The organism is Stenotrophomonas sp. 704A1 (assembly GCF_030549525.1).
GTDB lineage: Bacteria > Pseudomonadota > Gammaproteobacteria > Xanthomonadales > Xanthomonadaceae > Stenotrophomonas > Stenotrophomonas tuberculopleuritidis.
This window is the reverse complement of the sequence record NZ_CP130831.1, coordinates 2,179,832-2,203,465: the sequence shown is the minus strand read 5'-3', so window position 1 is coordinate 2,203,465 and position 23,634 is coordinate 2,179,832. Positions and strand designations below refer to the sequence as shown.

The 23,634-nt window shown below is 69.5% G+C and carries 21 protein-coding genes; 9 read left to right on the top strand and 12 right to left on the bottom strand.

Annotation, left to right across the window (positions count from 1 at the left end; translation table 11 throughout):
- Nucleotides 1-43 precede the first annotated feature (43 nt).
- The 5 genes from carA to Q5Z10_RS10445 form a co-directional block, all read right to left on the bottom strand.
- Nucleotides 44-1,171, bottom strand: a complete 1,128-nt coding sequence (carA, locus tag Q5Z10_RS10465; protein WP_303639015.1) for a glutamine-hydrolyzing carbamoyl-phosphate synthase small subunit — start codon at nt 1,169-1,171, stop codon at nt 44-46.
- 290 nt (nt 1,172-1,461) lie between these two features.
- Entirely contained in the window at nt 1,462-2,142 is a 681-nt protein-coding gene (locus Q5Z10_RS10460) for a 4-hydroxy-tetrahydrodipicolinate reductase (protein WP_369038721.1), read from the bottom strand.
- Between the two features lie 151 nt (nt 2,143-2,293).
- The gene (locus tag Q5Z10_RS10455; protein ID WP_303639013.1) at nt 2,294-2,548 is read right to left on the bottom strand and encodes a DUF6587 family protein; all 255 of its coding nucleotides are present in this window, start codon (nt 2,546-2,548) and stop codon (nt 2,294-2,296) included.
- Entirely contained in the window at nt 2,548-4,404 is a 1,857-nt protein-coding gene (gene feoB / locus Q5Z10_RS10450) for a ferrous iron transport protein B (RefSeq protein ID WP_303639012.1), read from the bottom strand. The genes Q5Z10_RS10455 and feoB overlap by 1 nt, the downstream gene beginning before the upstream one ends.
- Nucleotides 4,401-4,655 (bottom strand): FeoA family protein, encoded by a 255-nt coding sequence (locus tag Q5Z10_RS10445; RefSeq protein ID WP_303639011.1) that lies wholly within the window; start codon nt 4,653-4,655, stop codon nt 4,401-4,403. The genes feoB and Q5Z10_RS10445 overlap by 4 nt, the downstream gene beginning before the upstream one ends.
- Nucleotides 4,656-4,774: 119 nt before the next feature.
- Between Q5Z10_RS10445 and Q5Z10_RS10440 the strand changes: the two genes are divergently transcribed.
- The 6 genes from Q5Z10_RS10440 (at nt 4,775) to Q5Z10_RS10415 (ending at nt 11,204) form a co-directional block, all read left to right on the top strand.
- Nucleotides 4,775-5,563 (top strand): enoyl-CoA hydratase-related protein, encoded by a 789-nt coding sequence (locus tag Q5Z10_RS10440; protein WP_303639010.1) that lies wholly within the window; start codon nt 4,775-4,777, stop codon nt 5,561-5,563.
- Between the two features lie 215 nt (nt 5,564-5,778).
- Entirely contained in the window at nt 5,779-6,672 is an 894-nt protein-coding gene (locus Q5Z10_RS10435; RefSeq protein WP_303639009.1) for a hydroxymethylglutaryl-CoA lyase, read from the top strand.
- Nucleotides 6,669-9,242: a sensor domain-containing protein gene (locus Q5Z10_RS10430; RefSeq protein WP_303639008.1), complete on the top strand. Its 2,574-nt coding sequence runs from the start codon at nt 6,669-6,671 to the stop codon at nt 9,240-9,242. The genes Q5Z10_RS10435 and Q5Z10_RS10430 overlap by 4 nt, the downstream gene beginning before the upstream one ends.
- 79 nt (nt 9,243-9,321) lie before the next feature.
- A complete protein-coding gene (locus Q5Z10_RS10425; protein WP_303639007.1) occupies nt 9,322-10,092 on the top strand; it encodes an SDR family oxidoreductase in 771 nt (256 codons plus the stop codon).
- 49 nt (nt 10,093-10,141) lie between these two features.
- The gene (gene yeiP / locus Q5Z10_RS10420; RefSeq protein WP_005409468.1) at nt 10,142-10,708 is read left to right on the top strand and encodes an elongation factor P-like protein YeiP; all 567 of its coding nucleotides are present in this window, start codon (nt 10,142-10,144) and stop codon (nt 10,706-10,708) included.
- A complete protein-coding gene (locus Q5Z10_RS10415; RefSeq protein ID WP_303639006.1) occupies nt 10,698-11,204 on the top strand; it encodes a hypothetical protein in 507 nt (168 codons plus the stop codon). The genes yeiP and Q5Z10_RS10415 overlap by 11 nt, the downstream gene beginning before the upstream one ends.
- A gap of 48 nt (nt 11,205-11,252) precedes the next feature.
- Here the strand turns inward: Q5Z10_RS10415 and Q5Z10_RS10410 are convergent, their stop codons facing one another.
- The 4 genes from Q5Z10_RS10410 to Q5Z10_RS10395 all read right to left on the bottom strand — a co-directional run bounded on the left by Q5Z10_RS10410 (nt 11,253) and on the right by Q5Z10_RS10395 (nt 16,730).
- Nucleotides 11,253-11,939, bottom strand: coding sequence for a COG3650 family protein (locus Q5Z10_RS10410; protein ID WP_303639005.1), 687 nt, complete (start codon nt 11,937-11,939; stop codon nt 11,253-11,255).
- Between the two features lie 83 nt (nt 11,940-12,022).
- On the bottom strand, nt 12,023-12,412 hold the full coding sequence (locus Q5Z10_RS10405; RefSeq protein ID WP_303639004.1) for a nuclear transport factor 2 family protein: 390 nt from the start codon (nt 12,410-12,412) through the stop codon (nt 12,023-12,025).
- Nucleotides 12,396-15,560 carry a multidrug efflux RND transporter permease subunit gene (locus Q5Z10_RS10400; protein WP_303639003.1) on the bottom strand — a complete coding sequence of 1,055 codons (3,165 nt, stop codon included), beginning with the start codon at nt 15,558-15,560 and terminating at the stop codon, nt 12,396-12,398. Before Q5Z10_RS10400 ends, Q5Z10_RS10405 begins: the two co-directional genes overlap by 17 nt.
- A gap of 21 nt (nt 15,561-15,581) precedes the next feature.
- Nucleotides 15,582-16,730 carry an efflux RND transporter periplasmic adaptor subunit gene (locus tag Q5Z10_RS10395; RefSeq protein WP_303639002.1) on the bottom strand — a complete coding sequence of 383 codons (1,149 nt, stop codon included), beginning with the start codon at nt 16,728-16,730 and terminating at the stop codon, nt 15,582-15,584.
- 129 nt (nt 16,731-16,859) lie between these two features.
- On the opposite strand from Q5Z10_RS10395, the gene Q5Z10_RS10390 reads away from it, so the two are divergent.
- Nucleotides 16,860-17,576 carry a response regulator gene (locus Q5Z10_RS10390; protein ID WP_303639001.1) on the top strand — a complete coding sequence of 239 codons (717 nt, stop codon included), beginning with the start codon at nt 16,860-16,862 and terminating at the stop codon, nt 17,574-17,576.
- Nucleotides 17,576-18,643, top strand: a complete 1,068-nt coding sequence (locus Q5Z10_RS10385; protein ID WP_303639000.1) for an ATP-binding protein — start codon at nt 17,576-17,578, stop codon at nt 18,641-18,643. The genes Q5Z10_RS10390 and Q5Z10_RS10385 overlap by 1 nt, the downstream gene beginning before the upstream one ends.
- On the opposite strand, the gene Q5Z10_RS10380 is transcribed toward Q5Z10_RS10385, so the two are convergent.
- Genes Q5Z10_RS10380 through Q5Z10_RS10370 form a run of 3 tightly spaced genes read right to left on the bottom strand, consistent with a single transcriptional unit; the run spans nt 18,621 to nt 22,206 of the window.
- The gene (locus tag Q5Z10_RS10380) at nt 18,621-20,447 is read right to left on the bottom strand and encodes a DUF7844 domain-containing protein (RefSeq protein ID WP_303638999.1); all 1,827 of its coding nucleotides are present in this window, start codon (nt 20,445-20,447) and stop codon (nt 18,621-18,623) included. The genes Q5Z10_RS10385 and Q5Z10_RS10380 overlap by 23 nt on opposite strands.
- A gap of 10 nt (nt 20,448-20,457) precedes the next feature.
- A complete protein-coding gene (locus Q5Z10_RS10375) occupies nt 20,458-20,757 on the bottom strand; it encodes a DUF2388 domain-containing protein (RefSeq protein WP_303638998.1) in 300 nt (99 codons plus the stop codon).
- Between the two features lie 60 nt (nt 20,758-20,817).
- A complete protein-coding gene (locus Q5Z10_RS10370) occupies nt 20,818-22,206 on the bottom strand; it encodes a D-2-hydroxyglutarate dehydrogenase (protein ID WP_303638997.1) in 1,389 nt (462 codons plus the stop codon).
- Nucleotides 22,207-22,376: 170 nt separating this feature from the next.
- On the opposite strand from Q5Z10_RS10370, the gene serA reads away from it, so the two are divergent.
- A complete protein-coding gene (gene serA / locus Q5Z10_RS10365; protein ID WP_303638996.1) occupies nt 22,377-23,618 on the top strand; it encodes a phosphoglycerate dehydrogenase in 1,242 nt (413 codons plus the stop codon).
- Nucleotides 23,619-23,634: the final 16 nt, after the last annotated feature.

Genomic DNA, 23,634 nt, shown 5'->3' with positions numbered 1-23,634 from the left:
TACGGTCCATCGCGACGCCACCGGGGGCCCGGTGGCGTACTGATCACGCCTTGGCCTGCTCCATCAGCACCACGAAGCGGTCGAACAGCGGACCGACATCGGTCGGGCCCGGCGACGCTTCCGGATGGCCCTGGAACGAGAACGCCGGCACGTCGGTGCGGGCCACGCCCTGGTTGGTGCCGTCGAACAGCGAGCGGTGGGTCACGCGCAGGGTCGGCGGCAGGGTCGCTTCATCGATCGCGAAGCCGTGGTTCTGCGAGGTGATCATCACCCGGCCGCTGTCCAGGTCCTGCACCGGGTGGTTGGCACCATGGTGGCCGTGACCCATCTTCATGGTCTGCGCGCCCGAGGCCAGGCCCAGCAGCTGGTGGCCCAGGCAGATGCCGAAGGTCGGGATCTTCACGTCGATGAAGGTCTTGATCGCGTCGATGGCGTAGTCGCACGGTTCCGGGTCACCCGGGCCGTTGGACAGGAACACGCCATCCGGCTTCAGCGCCAGCACCTCGGCGGCCGGGGTCTGCGCCGGCACCACGGTCACTTCGCAGCCGCGCTCGGCCAGCATGCGCAGGATGTTGGTCTTCACGCCGAAGTCGTAGGCCACGACCTTGAACCTGGCCGGCACGCTGACGAAGGCATTGGCATCCAGGTCCAGCTGGCCCTCGGTCCAGGTGTAGGTCTTCTCGGTAGTGACGACCTTGGCCAGATCCATGCCCTTCAGCCCCGGGAACTTGCGGGCGGCTTCCAGTGCCTTTTCCACGTCGATGTCGCCGGCCATCAGCGCACCGTTCTGCGCGCCCTTCTCGCGCAGGATGCGGGTCAGCTTGCGGGTATCGATACCGGCGATGGCGACCACGCCGCGCTGGATCAGCCAGTCCTGCAGCGACACCTGGCTGCGCCAGTTGCTGGGACGGCGCGGGACATCGCGCACGATCAGGCCGGCCGACCACACCTTGGACGCTTCATTGTCCTGGTCGGTCATGCCGGTGTTGCCGATGTGCGGATAGGTCAGCGTGACCATCTGCCGGGCGTAGGACGGGTCGGTCAACACTTCCTGGTAGCCGGTCATGGCGGTGTTGAACACCACCTCACCGACGGACAGGCCGGGCGCGCCTACGGATTCGCCCTCGAATACGGTGCCGTCTTCGAGGACGAGGATTGCGGCTTGGGTCACGGGAATCTCACTTTGGCTACCGAGGGGGCTGCCGAAGTCACGCCTGCGCTTCACGGAAATCCGGTTGCAAAAAAGCGCGGACGTGCGGTCTGGGACCGGTCCGGCTTTCGTGATTCGGCGAGTGCGAATTGTAGCGCCGCCGGGGCGCTGGCGCCAGCGGTTATATCGCTTTGTGAACGGGCGATTGCGTATTCATTTCAATCCGGCAGCGTATGCGGGCCATCGACGGTAGCGCCGGGCCATGCCCGGCGGAACCGGCGCCGCCGCCGGGCATGGCCCGGCGCTACCGGTTAGCGGGGTCCGTCCAGCAGGTCCCGCACCCGGTAGCTGCCCGGCGCGCGGCCGTGCAACTGGCGGGCCGCGAACAGCGCGCCACGGGCGAAGATGTCGCGGTTGGTGGCCCGGTGCACCAGCTCGATGCGCTCGCCCGGCCCGGTGAACTGCACCAGGTGCTCACCGACGATGTCGCCGGCACGCAGGCTGGCGTAGTGCGGCTCGGCGCCACCCCGCTGCGCGGCGGCACCCAGGGTCAGCGCGGTACCCGACGGCGCATCCTTCTTCTGGGTGTGGTGCGACTCGACGATGTCGCAGTCCCAGCCGGCCAGCGCCTGCGCGGCGCGCTCGACCAGCTCGTCCAGCACCGCCACGCCCAGGCTGAAGTTCGAGGCCCAGACCAGCGGAACTGCACCGGCGGCCGCATCCAGTGCCTGGCGCTGCGTGCTGGAGAGACCGGTGGTGCCCGACACCAGGCCGGCGCCCCGCTCCACGCACAGCGCCAGCAGCGGGTCGAAGCCCTCCGGCAGGCTGAAGTCGATCGCCACGTCGAACGCGGGGGCGCCGGACAGTTCGCTGGCGGCGAAGAACGGTACGCCGTCGACCACGCGCTGCGCCGGCGCGCGGCCGGTCACGGCAGCCACGATCTGCAGCGTTTCAGGGTGTTCGGCAGCCAGGCGCAGCAGGGCCTGGCCCATGCGCCCGGAAGCGCCGTGAATGAGCAATCGCAGGGGAGTCTGGTTCATGCATGCAGGCTAGCGGCAGCGCGCATGTCCGGGCAAGCGTCGTCACCGCTGCACGCCGTCCCATCGGCAACACCGGCCACCGGCGCCACGCCCCGCTGCCGGCTCAATGCTGCTTCGGCGGCGTCGGCCCGCAGCTGTCGCAGCCACCGCACGCGCCCGCACTGCCACTGGCCGGCGGCGCGATCTTCCGCCCCAGCGCCTGCAGCCAGGCCGCCCGGCCCGGCTTCAACAGGGCAAGAGCCAGCGCACCGCGCAGCCTGCGCGCGGTGCCCGGGGCCTGCTTCTTCAGCACCACCCACGCGCTGACCAGCACGGCCACCGCGATGATCAGGTACTGCACCAGCAGCCCCGCGTCCATCAGCCGCCTCCCAGCGCCACGGTCACCTGGTAGGTGATCAGGGCTGCCACGTAGGCCGCGGCGAACAGGTACAACGCCGAGAAGCCCATCGTCTTCCACGAGTTGGTCTCGCGCTTGATGGTGGCCAGCGTGGAAATGCACATCGGCGCGTAGATGAACCACACCAGCAGGGCCAGGCCGGTGGCCAGCGACCAGCCATCGGCCACCACCGGCGACAGCGCGGTGATCGCCGCATCATCGTCGGCCGCCGACAGCGCATACACCGTGGCCAGCGAAGACACCGCCACCTCGCGCGCGGCCAGGCCCGGGATCAGCGCGATGCAGATCTGCCAGTTGAAGCCCAGCGGGGCGAAGATCGCGGTCATCGCATGGCCGATCTGGCCGGCATAGCTGTAGTCGATGGCCGGCATCGTGGCATCGGCCGGTGCACCCGGGAAGGTCAGCAGGAACCACAGCAGGATGGTCAGCGCCAGGATGATGCCGCCCACGCGCTTGAGGAAGATCATGCCGCGCTCGTACAGGCCCACCGCCAGGTCGCGCGGGTGCGGAATGCGGTACGACGGCAGTTCCAGCATCAGCGGATGCTCGCTCCTGTCGCGGCGCCACTTCTTCATCACCCACGACATCAGCAGCGCACTGAGGATGCCGGCCACGTACAGGCCGAACAGCACCAGGCCCTGCTGGTTGAAGATGCCGACCTTGCCGGCCGGAATGAACGCACCGATCAGCAGCGCATACACCGGCAGGCGCGCCGAACAGGTCATCAGCGGCGCGACCAGGATGGTGGCCAGGCGGTCACGCGGATCCTGGATGCTGCGGGTCGCCATGATGCCGGGCACCGCGCAGGCGAAGCTGGACAGCAGCGGGATGAACGAACGCCCGGACAGGCCCGCCGCCGCCATCATGCGGTCGAGCAGGAACGCCGCACGCGGCAGGTAGCCCGACTCCTCCAGCGCCAGGATGAAGGCGAACAGGATCAGGATCTGCGGCAGGAACACCACCACGCCACCGAGGCCGGCGATGATGCCGTCGGTCAGCAGGCTGGTCAGCGGCCCGGCCGGCAGCACGCTGGCGGCCAGTTCACCCAGCCAGGCGAAGGCGGCCTCGATACCGTCCATCAGCGGCGTGGCCCAGGCGAACACCGCCTGGAAGATCAGGAACATCACCACCACGAGCGTCATCAGGCCGAACACCGGATGCAGCAGCCAGCGGTCCAGGGTGTCATCGATCTTCGCGGTCCGTGCCGGCATGCGCACGGCCGCGGCCAGGATGCTGCGCACCTGCGCGTGGTAGTCGCCGCCTTTCTCAATTCCGGCCAGCGGTGCGTCCAGGTGCGGCACCATGGCGTCCAGGCGCTCGACCAGGGCCTTCGCACCCTGCTTGCGCACCGCCACGGTTTCCACCACCGGCACGCCGATCTCGCGCTCCAGTGCAGCCACGTCGATCTGGATGCCGCGGCGCTGCGCGGCGTCGACCATGTTCAGCGCGATGATCATCGGCTTGCCCAGCTCGCGCAGTTCCAGCGCGAAGCGCAGGTGCAGGCGCAGGTTGGTGGCATCGATCACGCACAGCAGCACGTCCGGCGCGGCCTCGCCCGGGTAGAAACCCCGGCACAGATCGCGGGTGATCGCCTCGTCCAGGCTGGCCGGCTGCAGGCTGTAGGCACCGGGCAGGTCGAGCACGGCGAATTCGCGGCCGGACGGCGCGCGCAGACGGCCTTCCTTGCGCTCGACGGTCACGCCGGTGTAGTTGGCCACTTTCTGCCGGCTGCCGGTGAGCTGGTTGAACAGCGCGGTCTTGCCACTGTTCGGATTGCCGACCAGGGCAATGCGCAGCGGTGCGGTGCTGGCGCTCATGCGCGTCCCTCCTGGCTGGCCGGATCGATCAGCACGCGCCGGGCTTCACTGATGCGCAGCGCGAAGCGGGTGAACCCGACCTGCACCAGCAACGGTTCGCCGCCCACCGGACCCTTGGCCACCAGTCGCACCTGCTCGCCCTTGACGAAGCCCAGCTCACGCAGACGGCGGGCGATGGCATCGTTGGCATGCAGGTCCTGCACGGAATCGACCAGGGCCGAGGCGTGCATCGGCAGTTCGGACAGCGTCATCTAGCGCATTCTCTGCTGGATGTAAATGGTTCTCGATTCTAACATTCCCGCGTCGCGTCATGGCCCATGACCAATGGCCCGCTATGATCCATACAGGTATGGAGTGACCCTGGAATCCCATGAACGATGCTTTGCAGATCGAGCGCTCCGGCGCCGTCCTGACCCTCTGGCTGAACCGGCCGGAGCTGCACAACGCCTTCGACGCCGGCCTGATCGCCCGGCTGACCGCGGCCCTGGAGGCGGCGGGCCGCGATGCGTCGGTGCGCACGGTGGTGGTGGCCGGCCACGGCGCCTCCTTCTCGGCCGGCGCGGACATGCAGTGGATGCGCGGCATGGCCTCGGCCAGCGAAGCCGACAACCGGGAAGACGCACTGGCCCTGGCGCGGCTCATGCGCACCCTGGACGAGCTGCCCAAGCCGACCCTGGCCCGCGTCCACGGCGCCGCCTTCGGCGGCGGCGTCGGGCTGGTCGCCTGCTGCGATATCGCCATCGCCACCAGCGCGGCCCGTTTCGGCCTTACCGAGAGCCGCCTGGGGCTGCTCCCCGCGGTGATCTCGCCCTACGTGATCGAAGCGATCGGCAGCCGCCAGGCCCGGCGCTGGTTCGCCACCGGCGAGCATTTCGATGCCGATACCGCCCTGCGCATCGGCCTGGTCCACCAGCTGGTGGAACCGGAACGGCTGGATGAGGCCGTGCAGCGGCAACTGGCACTGCTCGACAAGGCCGGCCCGATCGCTGCGGCATCGGCCAAGCAGCTGGTCCGGCAGGTGCGCGACAGCCGCGACCGCGATGCCCTGGACCGTGACAATGCTGCCCTGATCGCACGCCTGCGGGTCTCGGCGGAAGGCCAGGAAGGGCTTGGTGCATTCCTGGACAAGCGCGCCCCGCACTGGGTGACCGAGGCCTGAGATGCCCGACCCCGTCAACATCAAGGCGGTCTGCCACCCTCCACGCTGAGCCTTGCCGCATCCTGCGCAGCGTGGCCGCTCCGCCGACCCGTCTGCGTATCCCAGTTGGCAGCCCGGTGAAGACCGGGCCGCCCCCGTATTCCAGGAACTGCCGTGACCCCATCCACCCTCGCCCGCTCCGCCGTTGCCGCCCCGCCCGCCGTGGGGGTGCCGCAATGAGCGATTTCGTCCGCATCGTCGAGGTCGGTCCGCGCGACGGCCTGCAGAACGAAAAGCAGGCGGTCGCCACCGCCGACAAGATCGCACTGATCGATCGCCTGTCCGCCACCGGCCTGCGCACCATTGAGGCCACCAGCTTCGTCAGCCCGCGCTGGGTGCCGCAGCTGGCCGACGCCGCCGAGGTCTACGCCGGCATCCAGCGCCGCCCCGGCATCGCCTACCCGGTACTGGTACCCAACGAACAGGGCTATGACCGCGCGCGCGCGGTCGGCGTGCAGGAGGTGGCGGTGTTCACCGCCGCCTCGGAGGCGTTCAACCGCACCAACACCAACGCCGGCATTGATGAATCCCTGGCCCGCTTCGAGCCGATCCTGCGCCGGGCGGCGGCCGATGGCGTGCGCGTGCGTGGCTATGTCTCCACGGTGCTCGGCTGCCCCTACCAGGGCGAGGTGCCACTGGCCGACGTGGTGCGCGTGGCGCGTGCGCTGCACGGCATGGGCTGTTACGAAATCTCGCTGGGCGACACCATCGGTGTCGGCACGCCACGCAAGGCGCGGGCGATGGTGCAGGCGGTAGCAGCCGAGATTCCGATCAGCGCGCTGGCGGTGCACTTCCACGACACCTACGGCCAGGCCGTGGCCAACATCGCCAACTGCCTGGAAGAAGGCGTGCGCGTGGTCGACAGTGCGGTCTCCGGCGCGGGCGGCTGCCCGTATGCGAAGGGCGCCAGCGGCAACGTGGCCAGCGAAGACGTGGTCTATCTGCTGCAGGGCCTGGGCCTGGACTGCGGGGTCGACCTGCCGTCGCTGGCCGAGACCGGCCGCTGGCTGGCCGGACTGCTCGGCCGCGCCACCGCCAGCCGCGTCGGGCAGGCGCTGGCGGCGACATGAACGACAGCGGCCCGCGCGACCGTCCGGCCCTCGGCGAGTTGTCCGCCGGAACCGACGTTGCGCTGGCCGCACTCGACGCCGCACTGGCGGCATCGCCGCCACCGGCGCAGGCGCAGCTGCTGCGCCAGGCCCGGCAGGCGCTGGCCGACGCCCAGCAATGCGCGCTGGATACGCAGGCGCGCTATGCCGCGCTGTTCGATGCGGTACCCGACCCGGTCAGCATCCTCAGCGCCGAAGGCGTGGTACTGGACGTCAACCGCGCCGGCATCCTGGCCTACGACCGTCCCCGCGAAGACATCGTCGGCCAGCCGATCGAGCTGCTCAACCCGGACCTGCCCAGCGACCACCTGCAACCGGTGTGGGAAGCGCTGAACCGCGGCGACACCTACGTCATCGAAGTGACCAACATGCGCGGCGACGGCAGCCGCTTCCCGGTGGAGGTGCACTCGGCCGGATTCCAGGACCGTGGCCAGCCCTGCATCGTGGCCGTGGCGCGCGACCTGAGCGGCCGCTGGCGTGCCGAATCGCGCTACCGCCTGCTGATGGAATCGATCGACAAGGGCGTGATGCTGTTCGACCGCGACCTGCGCGTGCTGTCGGCCAACCCGGCCGCGCACCGCATCCTTGGCCTGACCGGGGGCGGCGTGGGCCTGAACGCCCTGCTTGATCCGGATGCCTGGATCGTGGTCGACGAACATGGCCACCCGCTCACCCAGGCGCAATGGCCGACCAACCGCTGCTTCCAGGCCGGGCGGATGATCCGCAGCACCATCATCGGCCTGTACCACCGCCCACGCGGGCGCATGCTCTGGCTTTCAACCACCAACGTGCCGGTGTTCGGCAGCGGCTGCGACCAGGCCGACCACGTGTATGCGATGTTCAGCGACATCACCGAGCTGAAGCGCAACAACACGCTGTTCGCCCGCGCGCAGTCGCTGGCACACATCGGCGGCTGGGAATGGGATCGCGGCCTGCAGCGGCTGTACCTGACCGATGAAGCGCGGCGCATCGTGGGCCAGCCGGTCGACCTGGAGGACATGCCCGACCTGCTCGACTGCCTGCGCAGCGACGACCGCGCCGCCCTGCAGCAGGCGCTGGCCGAGACCATCGAACACCGCAGCAGCTTCGGCCTGGAACTGCAGGGCCAGCGCCGCGACGGGCATTCGTTCTGGATCCGGATGATCGGCGAGGTCTCCGCCGGCGACGTCGATGCCGCCCGCCTCACCGGCACCGTGCAGGACATCACCGAGCGCAAGCAGGCCGAGGAAACCCTGCGCGTGCAGGCGCGCACCGATCCCTTGACCGGCATCATGAACCGCGACGCGGTGCTCAGTGACCTGGGCGTGCGCATGGCCAGCCCCAGTCACGACCGGGTGGCGGTGCTGTACATCGACCTGGACCGCTTCAAGGTGGTCAACGACCTGCTCGGCCACAATGCCGGCGACGAGCTGCTGATCGAAGCGACCCGGCGCATCGCCACCGCGATCGGCACCGAAGGCCTGGTGGCACGCTTCGGCGGTGACGAGTTCCTGGTGATCTGCGACCTGCGCGACCAGCCGGACCAGGCCGAGCAGCTGGCCGAGCGCATCACCTCGGCGTTCTCGGCCCCGTTCCAGCTGGGCAGTGACGAATTCCCGGTGACCGCCAGCATCGGCATCGCCCGTGCACCGCGCGACGGCACCCGCCCGCAGCAGCTGATCCAGAACGCCGACACCGCGATGTACGAGTGCAAGCGCCGCACCCGCAACGGCTGGCAGGTGTTCTCGCCGGAGCTGGCCCAGCGCCAGCATGACCGGCTGCAGATCGAAAGCCGCCTGCACAAAGCGCTGGACGGGGATGAGTTCCACCTGGTCTACCAGCCGCAGGTCAACCTGCGCAGCGGCGCGACCATCGCCTGCGAAGCGCTGATGCGCTGGCACAACAGCCAGCTCGGGCAGATGCGGCCGGACCTGTTCATCCGCCATGCCGAGCACACCGGAGACATCGTGCGCATCGGGCAGTGGGCGCTGCGCGAGGCCTGCCGGCAGGTGCGGCAATGGCAGGACGACGGCCTGGGCCTGGTGCGGGTGGCGGTCAACGTGTCCTGGCGGCAGTTCGTCGGCGAGGACCTGGCCCGCTGGGTGCGCCAGGTGCTGGACGAATTCGGCCTGCCCGGCAGCGTGCTGGAACTGGAATTCACCGAACGGGTGCTGATCGAGGATGCGCCGGACACCCTGCGTACCTTCGCCCGCCTGCGCGAGATGGGGGTGATGCTGACCATCGACGATTTCGGCGAAGGCTACAGTGCGCTGAACTACCTGCGCCGCCTTCCGATCCACGGGCTCAAGCTCAGCCAGTTGTTCGTCGAGGGCATTCCCCGCAACCGTTCGGACGTGGCGGTCTGCGAAGCGGTCTGCGCCATTGCCCGCAGCCTGGGCCTGGGCGTGGTGGCCGAGGGGGTGGAGACCGAACCGCAGCGCCAGTGCCTGCTGGACCTGGGGGTCACTGTCGGCCAGGGCTTCCTGTTCGCTCACGGCCTGGCCGCCGCCGAGTTCGAGCGCCGCCTGCGCCGCGCCCGCCAGCTGGGCTGAGGCGCGCAGCGCAGTGCACAACGGCGGCCGCCCCGGCATCCGTTAGAATCGGCGGTTCTCGAACCTGCAGGACCGTGCAATGCAGCTGTCTTCCGTACGTGCCGTGATCACCGGCGGCGTCTCCGGCCTCGGCCTGGCCGTGGCCCAGCATCTGGTCGCCCAGGGCGGCAAGGTGGCCCTGTTCGACCTCAACGATGACAAGGGCGCGGCGGCCGTGGCCGAGCTGGGCGCCGGGCACGCCCGCTACTTCAACGTCAATGTCAGCGATGAAGCGGCGGTGGCCGTGGCCATCGATCAGGCGCATGCGTTCCTCGGCGGCCTCAATGTGGCGATGAACTGCGCCGGCATCCTCGGCGCCGGCCGCGTGCTGGGCAAGGACGGCCCGATGCCGCTGGCAGGCTTCCAGGGCACGGTGATGGTCAACCTGGTCGGCAGCTTCAACGTCGCCAAGGCCGCGGCCAACCGCATGCAGCACAACGAGGCCGGCGTCGACGGCGAGCGCGGCGTGATCATCAACACCGCCAGCATCGCGGCCTACGAAGGCCAGATCGGCCAGGCCGCGTACGCCGCCAGCAAGGGCGGCGTGGTCTCGATGACGCTGCCGATGGCCCGCGAACTGTCGCGCTTCGGCATCCGCGTCAACACGATTGCGCCAGGCGTGTTCTGGACGCCGATGGTGGATGGCATGCCCGAAGCGGTGCAGCAGTCGCTGGCCGCCTCGATCCCGTTCCCGTCGCGCCTGGGCAAGCCGGAAGACTTCGCCAGCCTGGTCGGCCACATCCTCGGCAACACCTACATCAACGGCGAGACCATCCGCCTGGACGGCGCTACCCGCCTCGCTCCGAAGTGATTCCCCCCGGGCGCCGGGACGGCGCCCTCCCCCAACGACCAACAACATCATGAAAGCCAACGACATCAAGAAGGGCAACGTCGTCGAGTACAACAACGGCGTCTACCAGATCCGCGACATCGAGCGCAGCTCGCCGCAGGGTCGCGGCGGCAACGTCCGCTTCCGCTTCATCATGTACAGCGTGCCGGGCGGCAACAAGCTCGATGCCAGCTTCGATGCCGACGACAACCTGGTCGAAGTGGAACTGCTGCGCCGCCAGTCCACCTATTCCTACAAGGATGGCGATGCCTTCGTGTTCCTCGATGACGAGGACTACACCCCCTACACCCTCGATGCGGACGTGATCGGCGATGACGCCGGCTACATCACCGACGGCCTGACCGGCATCTACGTGCAGGTGATCGACGAGCAGCCGGTGGCCATCCAGCTGCCGGCCTCGGTGGTGCTGGAAGTGATCGAGACGCCGCCGGAACTGAAGGGTGGCACCGCCACCAAGCGTCCGAAGCCGGCCAAGCTCAACACCGGTATCGAGATCATGGTGCCCGAATACATCGTCAACGGCGAACGCGTGCTGGTGAACACCGCCACCGGTGAATTCGCCGGCCGTGCCGACTAAGCACCTCGCGCTGCTGGTCGGCCTGTCCCTGCTTGCGGCCTGTTCGCCGCAGGCAGCGGACAGCGCTGCCGGCGCAGCAACGCAGAATGCACCGGCGGCCGCGGTCCCACCGCCCGCTGCCGGGCATTCCGCCGCCGCGCTGCCATCGGGCGACCCGGAACTGGAACAGGCACGCGCATCCGCCGGCTGTGCGGTGCCGGCCGACGTGTACGACGTCGAGGACGTGCGCATCTATTGCCGGATGCCTGCCGACGTACAGGCCTTCCTCGCCCGCGAGAACACCTGCCAGCATTTCGCCGGCGAAGAGCCCTACGACGACGAGCGCCGCCGCGAACTCGAGGATGCCAACGCGCGGTACTGCGAGGGCCGCAGGACCCTCTTCGATGGCCTGGTGGCCCGCCACCGCGACGACTGTTCGATCCGCCAGGCGCTGATCGCGATCAACGGCCGCTACGACCTGGCGTTCGATCTGGACCTGATGCCCTGCGCGGGCTGATCGATGCGCGCCGGGCATGGCCCGGCACCACCGATCCGCGCAGGCCGCTTACTTGGTGCCGAAACTGCCGCAGCCGTGGTACTGGCGGGTGCCCACGGTCAGCATCGCCTTGGCCTCGAATGACTGCCCACTCATGTCGTCCTGGCAGGTCGTGCGCTGGAAACTCAGCTTGATGTCGGTCCCGTCGGCGGCCTTGCCGACCCAGCCATCGGCCCCCGCAGTGGGCGCGGCGACCGCGAAGCGGCGCTCGCCATAATCCACCTCCACCTGCAGGCCCGGCGCATCACCGTCCACGATGGCCAGCCAGCCCGGTTCATTGCCGGTGGCACGGAATGCGGCATTGCCGGCGCTGGCATCGCCTTCGGTCGCCTCCAGCGCCCGGCACTCACGGTCGGCCTCGCCCTTCAGCCCCAGCAATGCCTCCTCGCTGCCATGGCTCCAGAAGCTGTTGCCCTGGGCGTCGGCATATTTCGCACCCGATGCGGCGCGCTCGGCGGTCATCACCAGCGTACGGTCGCCGATCACCACGGTCGCGGCATCCTCGCCGCTGAAGGTGGCCCGCACCTGCAGGTCACCACAGCGATACGCGGTCGTGCTGGCCGCTGCGGCATCGGCCGTCGGCGGCGGTGCGGCGGCTTCGCCGGCCGCGGCCGCAGGTGCGGGCGGCGGCGCCGGCTGGCAGGCGGCCAGCACGAGCCCGAGGGAGGCAGCCAACAGACTGGGAACTACACGCATGGCTCGACTCCTTGTCGACACTACAGAGGTCTTGGAACGTACCACCTGTGCGCAACCGGGGCCTGAAAGGCACCTGACCGCGTTCAGCCGGCCAGCACCGCCATCGACAGCAACTGTGCGCCGCTGGCGGTGGAGCAGCGGGTCCAGACCCGCAGCAGCCGCAGCCGTTGAACGTGCCTGCGCCCCTGCCACCGCACCTGCAGCTGCACGTCGCTGGACAGCAGGGCCAGGCGGCCGCACAGCAGGGTTTCCACCGCCTGCAGCTGCAGGGCTTCGACCTGCAGGTGCCCGGCCAGCCAGTCGCCCAGCCACGGCAGGTCGAGCATGCGCCCGCCCTGCCCGTCCATCATGAACAGTACCGGCGACAGCAGCGCCGCCACGCTTTCGCGGTCACCGTCCAGCAATGCCTGCCGCAGCTGCTGTTCCAGCAGCCGGAGCTGTGCCTCGTACAGGTCGTCAATGCTCCCGTTCACGACGTGCAACGCCTCCCTCTGCAATGCCGGCCGGGGGCGGCCGGCGGCGGCGCAGACGCTGTGCCAGCCAGCGCTGCGCGCCCTGCACCACCACGTAGAACACCGGCACGAAGAACACCGCCAGCACCGTTGCGCTGACCATGCCACCGAACACACCGGTACCGATCGCCTGCTGGGTCTCCCGGGAGGCGCCCTGCGCCAGCATCAACGGCACCACGCCCAGTGCGAAGGCCAACGAGGTCATCACGATCGGGCGCAGGCGCAGGCGTGCCGCCTCCACGGCCGCGTCCACCAGTCCGCGCCCCTGCCGCTGCAGCTGACGTGCGAACTCGACGATCAGGATCGCGTTCTTCGCCGACAGCCCGATCACCGTGATCATGCCGACCTTGAAGAACACATCGTTGGGCATGCCACGCAGCAGCACCGCGGCAACCGCACCCAGCAGCCCCAGCGGCACCACCAGCATCACCGCCAGCGGGATCGACCAGCTCTCGTACAGCGCGGCGAGCACCAGGAACACCACCAGCATCGACAGCAACAGCAGCCACGGCGCCTGGGCCCCGGATTCGCGCTCCTGCAGCGACTGGCTGGTCCACTGCAGTGCGAACCCGGCCGGCAACTGCCGCGCCAGGCGCTCCATCTCATCCATGGCCTGGCCGGTGGACACGCCAGCGGCCGGCGCACCGGACACGTTCAACGCCGGGAAGCCGAGATAGCGCTGCAGCTGCAGCGGGGCCTCGGTCCACTGCGCGTTCACCAGTTCGGACAGCGCGACCATGCCGCCCTCACTGTTGCGCACGTACAGCTTCAGCACATCCTCCAGCGCCATGCGGTGCGCGGCCTCGGCCTGCAGGATCACCTGCTGCATGCGTCCGCGGTTGGGGAAATCATTGACGTACTGTGACCCCATGGCCGTGGACAGCGTGCCGCTGATGTCGGTGAAGGACACGCCCATGGCCTCCGCCTTGGCGCGATCGATGTCCAGCCGCACCGTACTGCCGGCCGGCAGGCCATCGGCATGCACCTCGGCCAGCAGCGGACTGGCCTGTGCCAGCGCCAACAGCTGCTGCAGGGCGGCGCGCAGTTCGGCCGGGTCCTGGCCGGCGCGCGCCTGCAGCGCCAGCGAGAAGCCCGACGAACGGCCCAGGCTGTCGATGGCGGGCGGCATCACGCTCATCACCTCGCCTTCGGGCAGCGCCGCCATCGCCTGCTGCACCGCCGCCACTTCCGCTGCTGCGCTGCTGCCGCCCCGCGCATCCCAATCCTTCAGCATGGTGTAGTTCATTGCTGCGCTGGGACCGGACCCGGAGAAGCTGTAGCCGAGGATGGCCTGGTTGGAGGCGATCGCCGGCCGCGCCGCCACGTGCCGCTCATAGGCTTCGACCACGGCCAGCGTCCGCTCGGCCGTTGCTTCGGCCGGCAGCTGGATCGAGGTCATGAAGTAGCCCTGGTCCTCTTCCGGCAGGAACGCGCCGGGCAACCAGTGCAGCCCGACCAGCAGCGCTACCACCAAGGCCGCGAACAGGCCCATGACCCGGCCGCTGCGCCGCAGTACCGCGGCGACGCCATGCTGGTAGCGCGATGTCATCCGCTCGAAGCCGCGGTTGAATGCACCGAACAGGCCGCCGCGGCCATGATGGCCGCGCGTGCCCTGGCGCAGCAGCGTCGCGCACAGGGCCGGGGTCAGGCTCAATGCCAGCAGTGCGGAGAACAGGATCGACACCGCCATCGCCACGGTGAACTGGCGATAGATCGCACCCACCGAACCACTGGCCAGGGCCATCGGAATGAACACTGCGGTCAGCACCAGGGTGATGCCGATCACCGCACCGGTGAGCTCGCGCATCGCCTTGACCGTGGCTTCGCGGGGCGGCAGCCCCTCTTCGGCCATGATCCGCTCCACGCCCTCCACCACCACGATGGCATCGTCGACGATGATGCCGATCGCCAGCACCATGCCGAACATGGTCAGCACGTTGATCGAGAAGCCCAGCGCCAGCATCACCGCAAACGTGCCCAGCAGCGCGATCGGCGCCACCAGCGCGGGGATCAGCGTGTAGCGCCAGTTCTGCAGGAACAGGTACATCACCGCGAACACCAGCAGCATCGCCTCGACCAGGGTCTGCAGCACCTTCTGGATCGAGATCCGCACGAACGGCGCGGTATCGAACGGGATGCTCGATGCCACGCCGGGGGGCAGCAGCGGCTGCAGCTCGGCCATGCGTTCGCGCACGGCGCCGGCGGTGCGTACCGCGTTGGCGCCGGGGCGCAGCTGCACGCCTGCGGCGGTGGCCGGGTAGCCATCCTCGCGGGTGCCCCAGGCATAGCTCTGCGCGCCCAGTTCCACCCGCGCCACGTCGCCCAGCAGTACCCGCGACCCGTCCGCACCGGCCCGCAGCACGATGGCCGCGAACTGCGCCGGCGTGGACAGCTGGCCGTCCGCGGTGAGCGGCACCGTGATGCGCTGCCCCGGGATTCCCGGCGAATCGCCGATGCGGCCCGGCGAGATCTCCAGGTTCTGCTGTTCGATGGCCGTGGCCACGTCGCCCATGGTCAGCCCGTAACCGGTCAGGCGGGTCGGGTCCAGCCAGATCCGCATCGCCTGTTCGGCGCCGAACAGCTGCACGCGGCCGACCCCGTCCACCCGGCGCAATTCCTCGATGATGTTGCGCGCCATGAAGTCGCCCAGTGCCGCCTCGCCAACGCTTCCGTCAGGCGAACGCAGGCCGACCAGCATCAGGAAGCCCGAGTCGGCCGCTTCCACGAACAGCCCGTTCTGGCGCACGGCACGCGGCAAGCGCGGCTCGATCGCCTTGATCCGGTTCTGCACGTCCACCTGCGCCAGTTCCGGATCGGTACCCGGCTTGAACGTGGCGGTGATCGAGGCTTCGCCCGAGGTATCGACCGACGATTCGAAGTACAGCAGGTGCTTGACGCTGGACAGCTCGCGCTCGATCAGACCGACCACGGCATCGTTGAGGGTCTGCGGGCTGGCGCCGGGATAGCTCGCATAGATGCTGACGCTGGGCGGCGCAACGGCCGGATAGCGTTCGACGGCGAGCCGCGGAATGGCCAGCACGCCGGCCAGGATGATGAAGATCGCCAGCACCCAGGCGAATACCGGGCGATCGATGAAGAAACGGGCCATGTCGGATCGTCCTGGGAGGGCTCAGCCCTGATCGCCGGAGGGCGCCGCAACGGCGGCACCCGCGACCGGCACCTGCCACGCGCGCGGATCGACCTGGACACCTTCCTGCAGGCGTTCCTGGCCTTCCACCACCACCTTCTCGCCGGCCTTCAGGCCGTGCCGCACCAGCCATTGCCGGTTGACGCCGCCCTCCACCTCCAGGGTACGGATCACCGCCCTGCCGTCGCCGCCGATCACCCAGGCGTAGGCCTGCCCGCCCGCGCTGCGCAGCACCGCCTGCTGCGGCAGCAGCAGCGCACTGTGCGGCGCGCCACGCGGAACCCGCGCCCGCACATACATGCCTGGCAGCAGCTGCCGCGCGTGATTGTCGACCAGGATGCGGAGGATCACGTCGCCCGTACGTGCGTCGACGTTGACCCCGGAGAACAGCAGCCGACCGCGCTCGGGCAGCGCTGCGCCAGCCGAGCCGATGATGGTCACCGGCAGTTCGCCATCGACCGCGCTGCGCTGCAGCCACTGCAGTTGCGAAGCCGGCTGGCGCACGTCCACGTAGACCTGGTCGATCTGCTGCACCACGGCCATCGGCTCGGCGTCGGCGACACCGACCAGCGCCCCCTCGGTCACCAGCGCCTGGTCGATGCGGCCATCGATCGGCGCACTGACCGTGGCATAGCGCAGGTCCAGCTGGCGGCGCGCCAGGATGGCGCGTGCCTCGTTGACCGCCGCCCGCGCCTGCTCGTACTCCGCGCTCGCATCGTCGCGGTGCTGCTGGCTGACCGCCTGCGCGGCGGCCAGTGCCTGCAGCCGCTGCGACTGCACGCGGCTGCGGCCGAGCGCGGCTTCGCTGCGCTGCAGGGCCGCCAGTGCCGAATCGACATCGGCACGGAACGCCGCCGGGTCGATCTGGAACAGCGGCTGGCCGGCCTGCACTTCCGCGCCCTGCTCGAACATCCGGCGCTGCACGATGCCGCCCACCTGTGCGCGGATCTGCGCGGTGCGCACCGCCGCCACGCGGCCGGGCAGTTCGTCATCGCGCTGCACCACCTGCGGGCCGACGGTCACCACGCTCACGCGCGGCGCGGGATCCACACTGGGTTCGGGGCGGGAACAGGCCGTCATGGCCAGGGCGAGGGACGCGACCAGCGCGACCGGAGTCCTGAAGGTTCTCATTGCTGTGCACAATGCCGCTGGCGCGGCTGACAAATCATGAAGCGCGCAGTGTGCGTGGCGATGATGGGGTTTCGATGGAGGAAGTGTGGAGATACGATGGAGGCAAGCACCTTCCGGCATCGCCCCGCCATGCACGCCTCTCCCGCCCTCGCGGCCCTGGTCCTGATCGTCGAGGACGAAGCCGAGATCGCCGACATCCTCACCGCCTACCTCGAACGCGAGGGCCTGCGCACGCTGCGCGCGGCCGACGGCCAGGCCGCACTGGACCTGCACCGCAGCATGCGCCCGGACCTGGTGCTGCTGGATGTGCAGCTGCCCCGCCTGGATGGCTGGAGCGTGCTCTCGCAGCTGCGCCAGCGCGGCGGAACGCCGGTGATCATGCTGACCGCGCTGGACCAGGACCTGGACAAGCTGACCGCGTTGCGGATGGGCGCCGACGATTACGTGGTCAAGCCGTTCAACCCCGCCGAAGTGGCCGCGCGCGTGCGCGCGGTGCTGCGGCGCACGCTGCGTGGCACCCGGGTGGACGCACCCACCGCCCTGCGCGTCGGACCGCTGCTGGTGGACACCGCCACCCATGCCGTGCACGTGGAAGGCGACGGCTACAGCCATGAGCTGCTGCTGACCCTGACCGAGTTCAAGCTGCTGCACTGCATGGCCCTGGCGCCCTCGCGGATCTTCAGCCGCAGCGAGCTGATGCACGAGTGCCTGCCCGAAAGCGAGGCGCTGGAACGCACCGTCGACAGCCATGTCAGCAAGCTGCGCCGCAAGCTGGACGAGGTCGGCGTGACCAACATCCCGGCCAGCGTGCGCGGCGTCGGTTACCGGTTGATGGCGGACCGCTGATGCGCCGGTCCGGGCTCAGCCGGCACATCATCGTCTCGATGTCGCTGATGGTGATCGGCGTCATCGTGATGATGATCCTCTCGTCGTGGCTGCTGTATGCGGTGCTGATCGAGTTCTTCCCGGCCAGTGCCAGCGAGCCCGAAGGCTGGCTGCCGACCGGGCCGGAGCTGGCCTGGATGGTCGGCGTGATCCTCACCGGCCTGGCGTTGGCCATCGCGGCATCGTTCCGCCTGGCCCATCGCATCCTGTCGCCGCTCAACTCGCTGGTGGACAGCGTGCGCGCCCTCGCCGCCGGCGACCTCGGCACACGTGCCACTGCCGAGGCGAACTCACCCGGCGAAGTCGCCGCGCTGGTCGACGATTTCAACGCCATGGCGCGCCGCCTGCAGCAGATGGAAAGCGAGCGGGTGATGTGGCACGCCGCCATCGCCCATGAGCTGCGCACGCCGGTGACGATCCTGCGCGGGCGCCTGCAGGGGCTGGCCGAGGGCGTGTTCCATCCCGATGAGTCACAGTTCCGCAGCCTGCTGGCGCAGGTCGAAGGCCTGTCGCGCCTGATCGAGGATCTGCGTGTGCTCAGCCTGGCCGACAACGCGCGCCTCGACGTGCGGCGCGCCCGCACCGACGTGGTCACCGAAGTGCATTCGGTGATGACCCTGGTGGATCCGGCCTTCCGTGCGGCGGGGTTCGTGCTGGAACTGGAAACCAGCCGCGAGGAGCACCCGGCGCACTGCGACCCGACGCGGCTGCGGCAGGCGCTGCTGGCGCTGCTGGAGAACGCGCGCCGCTACGCCAGCACCGGCAGGGTGCGCATTGCCGTGCATGACACGCTGGCGCATGTACAGGTATCGATCGAGGACGAAGGCCCGGGCATCGACCCGGCGCTGCATGCGGACATCTTCAACCCCTTCATGCGCGGCGATGGCTCACGTTCGCGCCAGGGTGGCGGCAGCGGGCTCGGCCTGGCCGTGGTCAAGGCCATTGCCGATGCGCACGGCGGACAGGTCTACTGCACGCCGGGCAGTGCCGGCGGCAGTCGTTTCGTCATCGAGCTGCCGCGCCAGTAGCCGCTGCATCGGCTGCCTGCCGGCGCACCCGCTCGCCCAAAACGGCCAGGTTGCGGTCGATATCCTCCAGCTCACGCTGCTGCGCGGCGGGCAGCTGCCCGCGCAGCTGGCGCCGCAGCGCTTGCCACGCCGGGACCGCGCGGCTGCTGGCGGCGCGGGCGGCATCGGCCAGCGCAGCCTGCTCTTCGGGCAAGGGCAGGCCATAGCCGGCACCGGGCAGCTGCTGTGCGGGCCGCAGCCACTGGCCGCTCTGCTCCAGCAACGCACGCAGCGAGCGCGTTGCGCTGCTGTCCGCCTCCGCCAGCAGGCGCCGCTTCAAGGCATCACGGGCACGCAGCTCGGCACGCCGTTGCGCGGCCTGTTCCAGCAGCAGCAGGCCGGCGCTGGCGCGCAGGTCGCCCTGCTGCAGCCACGCTGCACGCTGGCCTGCACGCAGCTTCAGCCAGCCGGCGACATCCCCTGCCGGCAGCGGTGCCTGGCTCGCGGCCACCGCGAACAGCTGCGCGTAGTGGTCACGTGCAGAAGCGAAGTAGTAGCCCTGCGCCTGCGCGCGGGCGCGGTCGGCCAGCACCTGCTCGTCGAGGGCGTGCAGCCGCGCCAGGCGGCGGCGCAGCCCACGGGGGCTGAGCTGCGCCAGCCCCGCCAGCCCCAGGCGCGGCACCCCGGCCTGCAGCAGCTTGGCCGTCTCCACCGCGCAGTTGTTGCTGACGAAGTAGTAGCGGCCGTCATAGCTCCAGTGCACCTGTGCGGTGCGTTCGAGCAGGCTGGCGATCTCGCTGCGGTCCAGCTGCAGCGGCAGCGATGCCAGCCCGCGCAGCTCCACCTTGGTGTACTCGTCGATCACCTGCTGCAGCGGCAGCACGAACAGGCGCGAGGGATAACCACCGGTCAGGCCGCGCCAGCTGGAGATCTGCACATCACCGACGAACGCACGGAACGACAGCACCCGGTGATGTTCCAGGTCCAGCCTGCATGCCGGCCCCGGCGCGCGGCCGGGGCGGCAGATCACCAGGCGCAGCATGCTGTGCCCCCAGCGGCTCATCGGCTGCGCGCTGCCTTCGGCGAACAGGTAGTCCACCTGGTAGACCTGCGCCGGGTCCAGCGCCAGCAGCGATGCGGCGCCCTCCTCGGCCTCGGCCTGGAGCAGCGGCACGCGGGTTTCGCAGTCCGGCTGCGGCAGCGAGGGCGGCGCGCCCAGCTGCGCCCGGTACCACTGTGCCAGCGCCGGCCGGCGGCAGGCGAACTCGGCATCCAGCACGAAATGTTCGGCGTTGACCGCCAGATACTCGGCCGGGCTCTCCAGTTCGTAGCGATCCGGGCTGCGATCGCGGAAGGCGTTGTCGCCGCGGCCCAGGTGCCATGGCCTGCGCTGCCAGCCGGCAAGATCGCGCCAGCGTGCGCTGCGCGACCAGTGCGCTCCGCTGCGGTCCGCAACGTGGGTCAGTTCGTGGACCAATGCACTGCGGCGGGCCCGACGCGCGGCGGGCGGGCCATCATCAAGCAGGTCGCGGCGCAGCACAATGCCGCCGGCGACGGCGCGGCCATGCACATCGCTGGGCAGGTCATCGCGCCAGGCCACCGGCACCTGCGCCGGCAATGCGCGCAGCAGGCCTTCCGGCAGCAGCGCCTGCACATCGGCCAGGGTCTGCCGGGCCAGCTGCTGCTGGGCCGCGTCCAGTCCAGCCGGGTCCAGCTGCAGGCGCTCGGCCGCGTGGGCTGTGGGCAGTGCGAACAGCGCGCCCAGCCACCACCCGCGCTTCGCCAGCGCCGGACCACGCCCGGCGGCTTTCAGCGCGGGCGTCATGCTGTCCGGATCAACGCGCCAGCAGGGCCTGGGCCAGCTGCAGATCGCTCTTCTGCTGCGCAGCCGTGTCCTGCTCGCGCAGGTGGACCAGCGCCGCCTGCAGGCGTGCGCCGCGGATCTGGCCATCGCTGGCGACGAAAGCGGCCGCGTCATCGCGCGCGGCCAGCACCACCTTGTCGTCGCCCGAGCTGCTGCCAGAGGAGCCGGACGATGCGCCGGTGGCCGATCCGGCCGAGGTACCGGCGAAGCTGGAAGCGAAGCCGGCCAGCGGCAGGGACAGCAGGGCGAGCAGCAGAAGCGGACGGGTCATGGTCTGTGATTCAGGGTTGGGTGCGGGGAGCGTAACGGCTGCGTGAAGTCTTTGCCTGCATCAGGCGTCGAAGAGCTTCCCGGGATTCAGCCGCGCTTGGGGATCGAACGCACGCTTGACCGCCTTCATCAGCGCGATCTCGGCCGGGCCGCGGGTGCTGTGCAGGTAGCCCTTCTTGACCAGGCCGATGCCATGCTCGGCCGAAATGCTGCCATCGAAGCGCGCCAGCACCTGTGCCAGCAGCGTGGTCACCTGCTCGCACTGCGCCACGAAATCCGCGTCGCTGGTGTCATCCGGCTTGAGCACATTGATATGCAGGTTGCCGTCGCCGATATGACCGAACCAGACCACGTCGAAGTGGGGATAGGCCTGCCCGATCAGCGCCTGGGTCTCGGCCAGGAACGCCGGCATCGACGAGATCCGCACCGAGACATCGTTCTTGTACGGCTTGTAGCGCGCCAGCGATTCGGTGATGCCTTCGCGCAGGCGCCACAGCTGGGCCGCCTGGGCGTCGCTGGCGCTGATCACACCATCGCTGACCCAGCCATTGCCCATGCAGTCCTCGAAGGCGGCCATCGCCGCCGCTTCCTGCGCCTCGTCGTTGGCCGCGAACTCGGTCACCACGTAGTACGGGTGCACTTCATCGAACGGCGCCTGCGCGCCATGCGCCAGCACATGCTCCAGCGCACGGTCGGTGAAGAATTCGAAGGCCTGCAGCTGCAGGCGCGCGCGGAACGCGGCAAACACCTGCATCAGCACCTCGAAGCTGGGCAGCGCCAGCAGCATCACGTTGCTGGCCGGCGGCGGATCGGTCAGCTTCACCGTCGCCTCGACGATCACCCCCAGCGTCCCTTCCGAACCGATCAGCAACTGGCGGAAGTCGTAGCCGCTGGAGTTCTTGATCAGGCCCTTGTTGAGCTCGAGCAGTTCGCCCGTGGCGGTGACCACCTTCAGTCCGGCGATCCATTCGCGGGTATTGCCGTAGCGGATCACGCGGATGCCGCCGGCATTGGTGGCGATGTTGCCGCCGATCGTGCACGAACCGCGCGCGGCGAAATCCACCGGGTAGATCAGGCCGTGCTCCAGCGCGGCGTTGTGCAGCGCCTCCAGCGGCATGCCTGCCTGCACCACCAGCGTGCGGTCGACCGCATCGTAGGCCAGCGCCTTGTTCATCCGCTCCAGGCTCAGCACCAGTTCGCCATGGGCGGCCACCGCGCCACCGGACAGGCCGGTGCGGCCACCGGAGGGCACCACCGCCACGTCATGCCCGGCGCTCCAGCGCATCACCGCCTGCACCTCGTCGACCGTGGCCGGCAACGCGATCGCCAGCGGCGCCGGCGTCCAGCGCCGGGTCCAGTCGCGCCCGTAATGTTCCAGGTCGGCAGGGTCGGTCTTCAGCTTCAGGCCGGGACAGGCCTGCTGCAGCGAGGCGATGCGGGAATCGGTCATGACGGTCCAGCGCGGTGCGTGAAGAACGGGCAAGCGTGCCAGCGGGGCGGGCCAGCGTCCAGCCCTGCCGAACGCGCCGATAGCTACGGATGCAACCAATTGCGCACTGCACCATGGGCGCGGCGTTCTGGCATAGTGGTCGGCCCCTGTCCCACTGGCCGTGCCGCCCCATGTCGCCGAAGAAGACCTCGTTCCCGAAGCAGGATATCCGCGTGTTGTTGCTGGAGGGGGTCAGCCAGACCGCCGTGGACGTATTCAGCGCCGCCGGCTACAGCCAGATCGAGGCGCACACCAAGGCGCTGCCGGAAGACGAACTGAAGGCGCGCATCGCCGAAGCCCACATCGTCGGCATTCGTTCGCGCACCCAGCTCAGCGCCGAGGTGCTGGCCGAGGCCAAGCGCCTGATCGCGGTCGGCTGCTTCTGCATCGGCACCAACCAGGTGGATCTGGACGCGGCCGAACTGGCGGGCGTCCCGGTGTTCAATGCGCCCTACTCCAATACCCGCAGCGTGGCCGAGCTGGTGATCGCCGAGGCGATCATGCTGACCCGCGGCATTCCGCAGAAGAATGCCGAATGCCATCGCGGCGGCTGGTCGAAATCGGCCAGCGGCAGCCATGAAGTGCGCGGCAAGACGCTGGGCATCATCGGCTACGGCCACATCGGTACCCAGGTCGGTGTGCTGGCCGAATCGCTGGGCATGCAGGTCATCTTCCACGATGTGGAAACCAAGCTGGCGCTCGGCAACGCGCGTGCGGCGGCCAGCCTGGACGACCTGCTGGCACGCGCCGACATCGTCACCCTGCACGTCCCGGAGACCCCGGCCACGCAGTGGATGGTCGGCAGCACCGAGCTGGCGAAGATGCGCAGGGGCGCGCACCTGATCAACGCCGCCCGCGGCACCGTGGTCGACATCGATGCACTGGATGCCGCGCTCGCCAGCGGCCACCTCGGCGGCGCCGCGCTGGACGTGTTCCCGGTCGAGCCGAAGGGCAACGGCGATATCTTCGAATCGCCGCTGACCCGCCATGACAACGTGATCCTGACCCCGCACGTCGGCGGCAGCACGCTGGAAGCGCAGGACAACATCGGCGTGGAAGTGGCGGCCAAGCTGGTGCGCTACAGCGACAACGGCAGCACCCTGTCGGCGGTCAATTTCCCGGAAGTGACCCTGCCCGAACACGCCGACAGCCTGCGCCTGCTGCACATCCACCAGAACGTGCCGGGCGTGCTGTCCAAGGTCAACGAGATCTTCTCGCGCCACAACGTCAACATCGACGGCCAGTTCCTGCGCACCGACCCGAAGGTCGGCTACGTGGTGATCGACATCACCGCCAGCGAGGAACAGGCCGCCGCCGTGCGCGACGAGCTGGCCGCGATTCCGGGCACGCTGCGCACGCGCATCCTGTATTGACCGAGACGTCGCCGGC

Excerpts from the sequence above, each read along its gene's own strand:
- Q5Z10_RS10460 (WP_369038721.1), bottom strand. The coding sequence starts at position 2,142 with ATGGGCCAGGCCCTGCTGCGCCTGGCTGCCGAACACCCTGAAACGCTG.
- Q5Z10_RS10455 (WP_303639013.1), bottom strand. The coding sequence starts at position 2,548 with ATGGACGCGGGGCTGCTGGTGCAGTACCTGATCATCGCGGTGGCCGTG.
- feoB (WP_303639012.1), bottom strand. The coding sequence starts at position 4,404 with ATGAGCGCCAGCACCGCACCGCTGCGCATTGCCCTGGTCGGCAATCCG.
- Q5Z10_RS10445 (WP_303639011.1), bottom strand. The coding sequence starts at position 4,655 with ATGACGCTGTCCGAACTGCCGATGCACGCCTCGGCCCTGGTCGATTCC.
- Q5Z10_RS10440 (WP_303639010.1), top strand. The coding sequence starts at position 4,775 with ATGAACGATGCTTTGCAGATCGAGCGCTCCGGCGCCGTCCTGACCCTC.
- Q5Z10_RS10435 (WP_303639009.1), top strand. The coding sequence starts at position 5,779 with ATGAGCGATTTCGTCCGCATCGTCGAGGTCGGTCCGCGCGACGGCCTG.
- Q5Z10_RS10430 (WP_303639008.1), top strand. The coding sequence starts at position 6,669 with ATGAACGACAGCGGCCCGCGCGACCGTCCGGCCCTCGGCGAGTTGTCC.
- Q5Z10_RS10425 (WP_303639007.1), top strand. The coding sequence starts at position 9,322 with ATGCAGCTGTCTTCCGTACGTGCCGTGATCACCGGCGGCGTCTCCGGC.
- yeiP (WP_005409468.1), top strand. The coding sequence starts at position 10,142 with ATGAAAGCCAACGACATCAAGAAGGGCAACGTCGTCGAGTACAACAAC.
- Q5Z10_RS10410 (WP_303639005.1), bottom strand. The coding sequence starts at position 11,939 with ATGCGTGTAGTTCCCAGTCTGTTGGCTGCCTCCCTCGGGCTCGTGCTG.
- Q5Z10_RS10400 (WP_303639003.1), bottom strand. The coding sequence starts at position 15,560 with ATGGCCCGTTTCTTCATCGATCGCCCGGTATTCGCCTGGGTGCTGGCG.
- Q5Z10_RS10395 (WP_303639002.1), bottom strand. The coding sequence starts at position 16,730 with ATGAGAACCTTCAGGACTCCGGTCGCGCTGGTCGCGTCCCTCGCCCTG.
- Q5Z10_RS10390 (WP_303639001.1), top strand. The coding sequence starts at position 16,860 with ATGCACGCCTCTCCCGCCCTCGCGGCCCTGGTCCTGATCGTCGAGGAC.
- Q5Z10_RS10385 (WP_303639000.1), top strand. The coding sequence starts at position 17,576 with ATGCGCCGGTCCGGGCTCAGCCGGCACATCATCGTCTCGATGTCGCTG.
- Q5Z10_RS10380 (WP_303638999.1), bottom strand. The coding sequence starts at position 20,447 with ATGACGCCCGCGCTGAAAGCCGCCGGGCGTGGTCCGGCGCTGGCGAAG.
- Q5Z10_RS10375 (WP_303638998.1), bottom strand. The coding sequence starts at position 20,757 with ATGACCCGTCCGCTTCTGCTGCTCGCCCTGCTGTCCCTGCCGCTGGCC.
- Q5Z10_RS10370 (WP_303638997.1), bottom strand. The coding sequence starts at position 22,206 with ATGACCGATTCCCGCATCGCCTCGCTGCAGCAGGCCTGTCCCGGCCTG.
- serA (WP_303638996.1), top strand. The coding sequence starts at position 22,377 with ATGTCGCCGAAGAAGACCTCGTTCCCGAAGCAGGATATCCGCGTGTTG.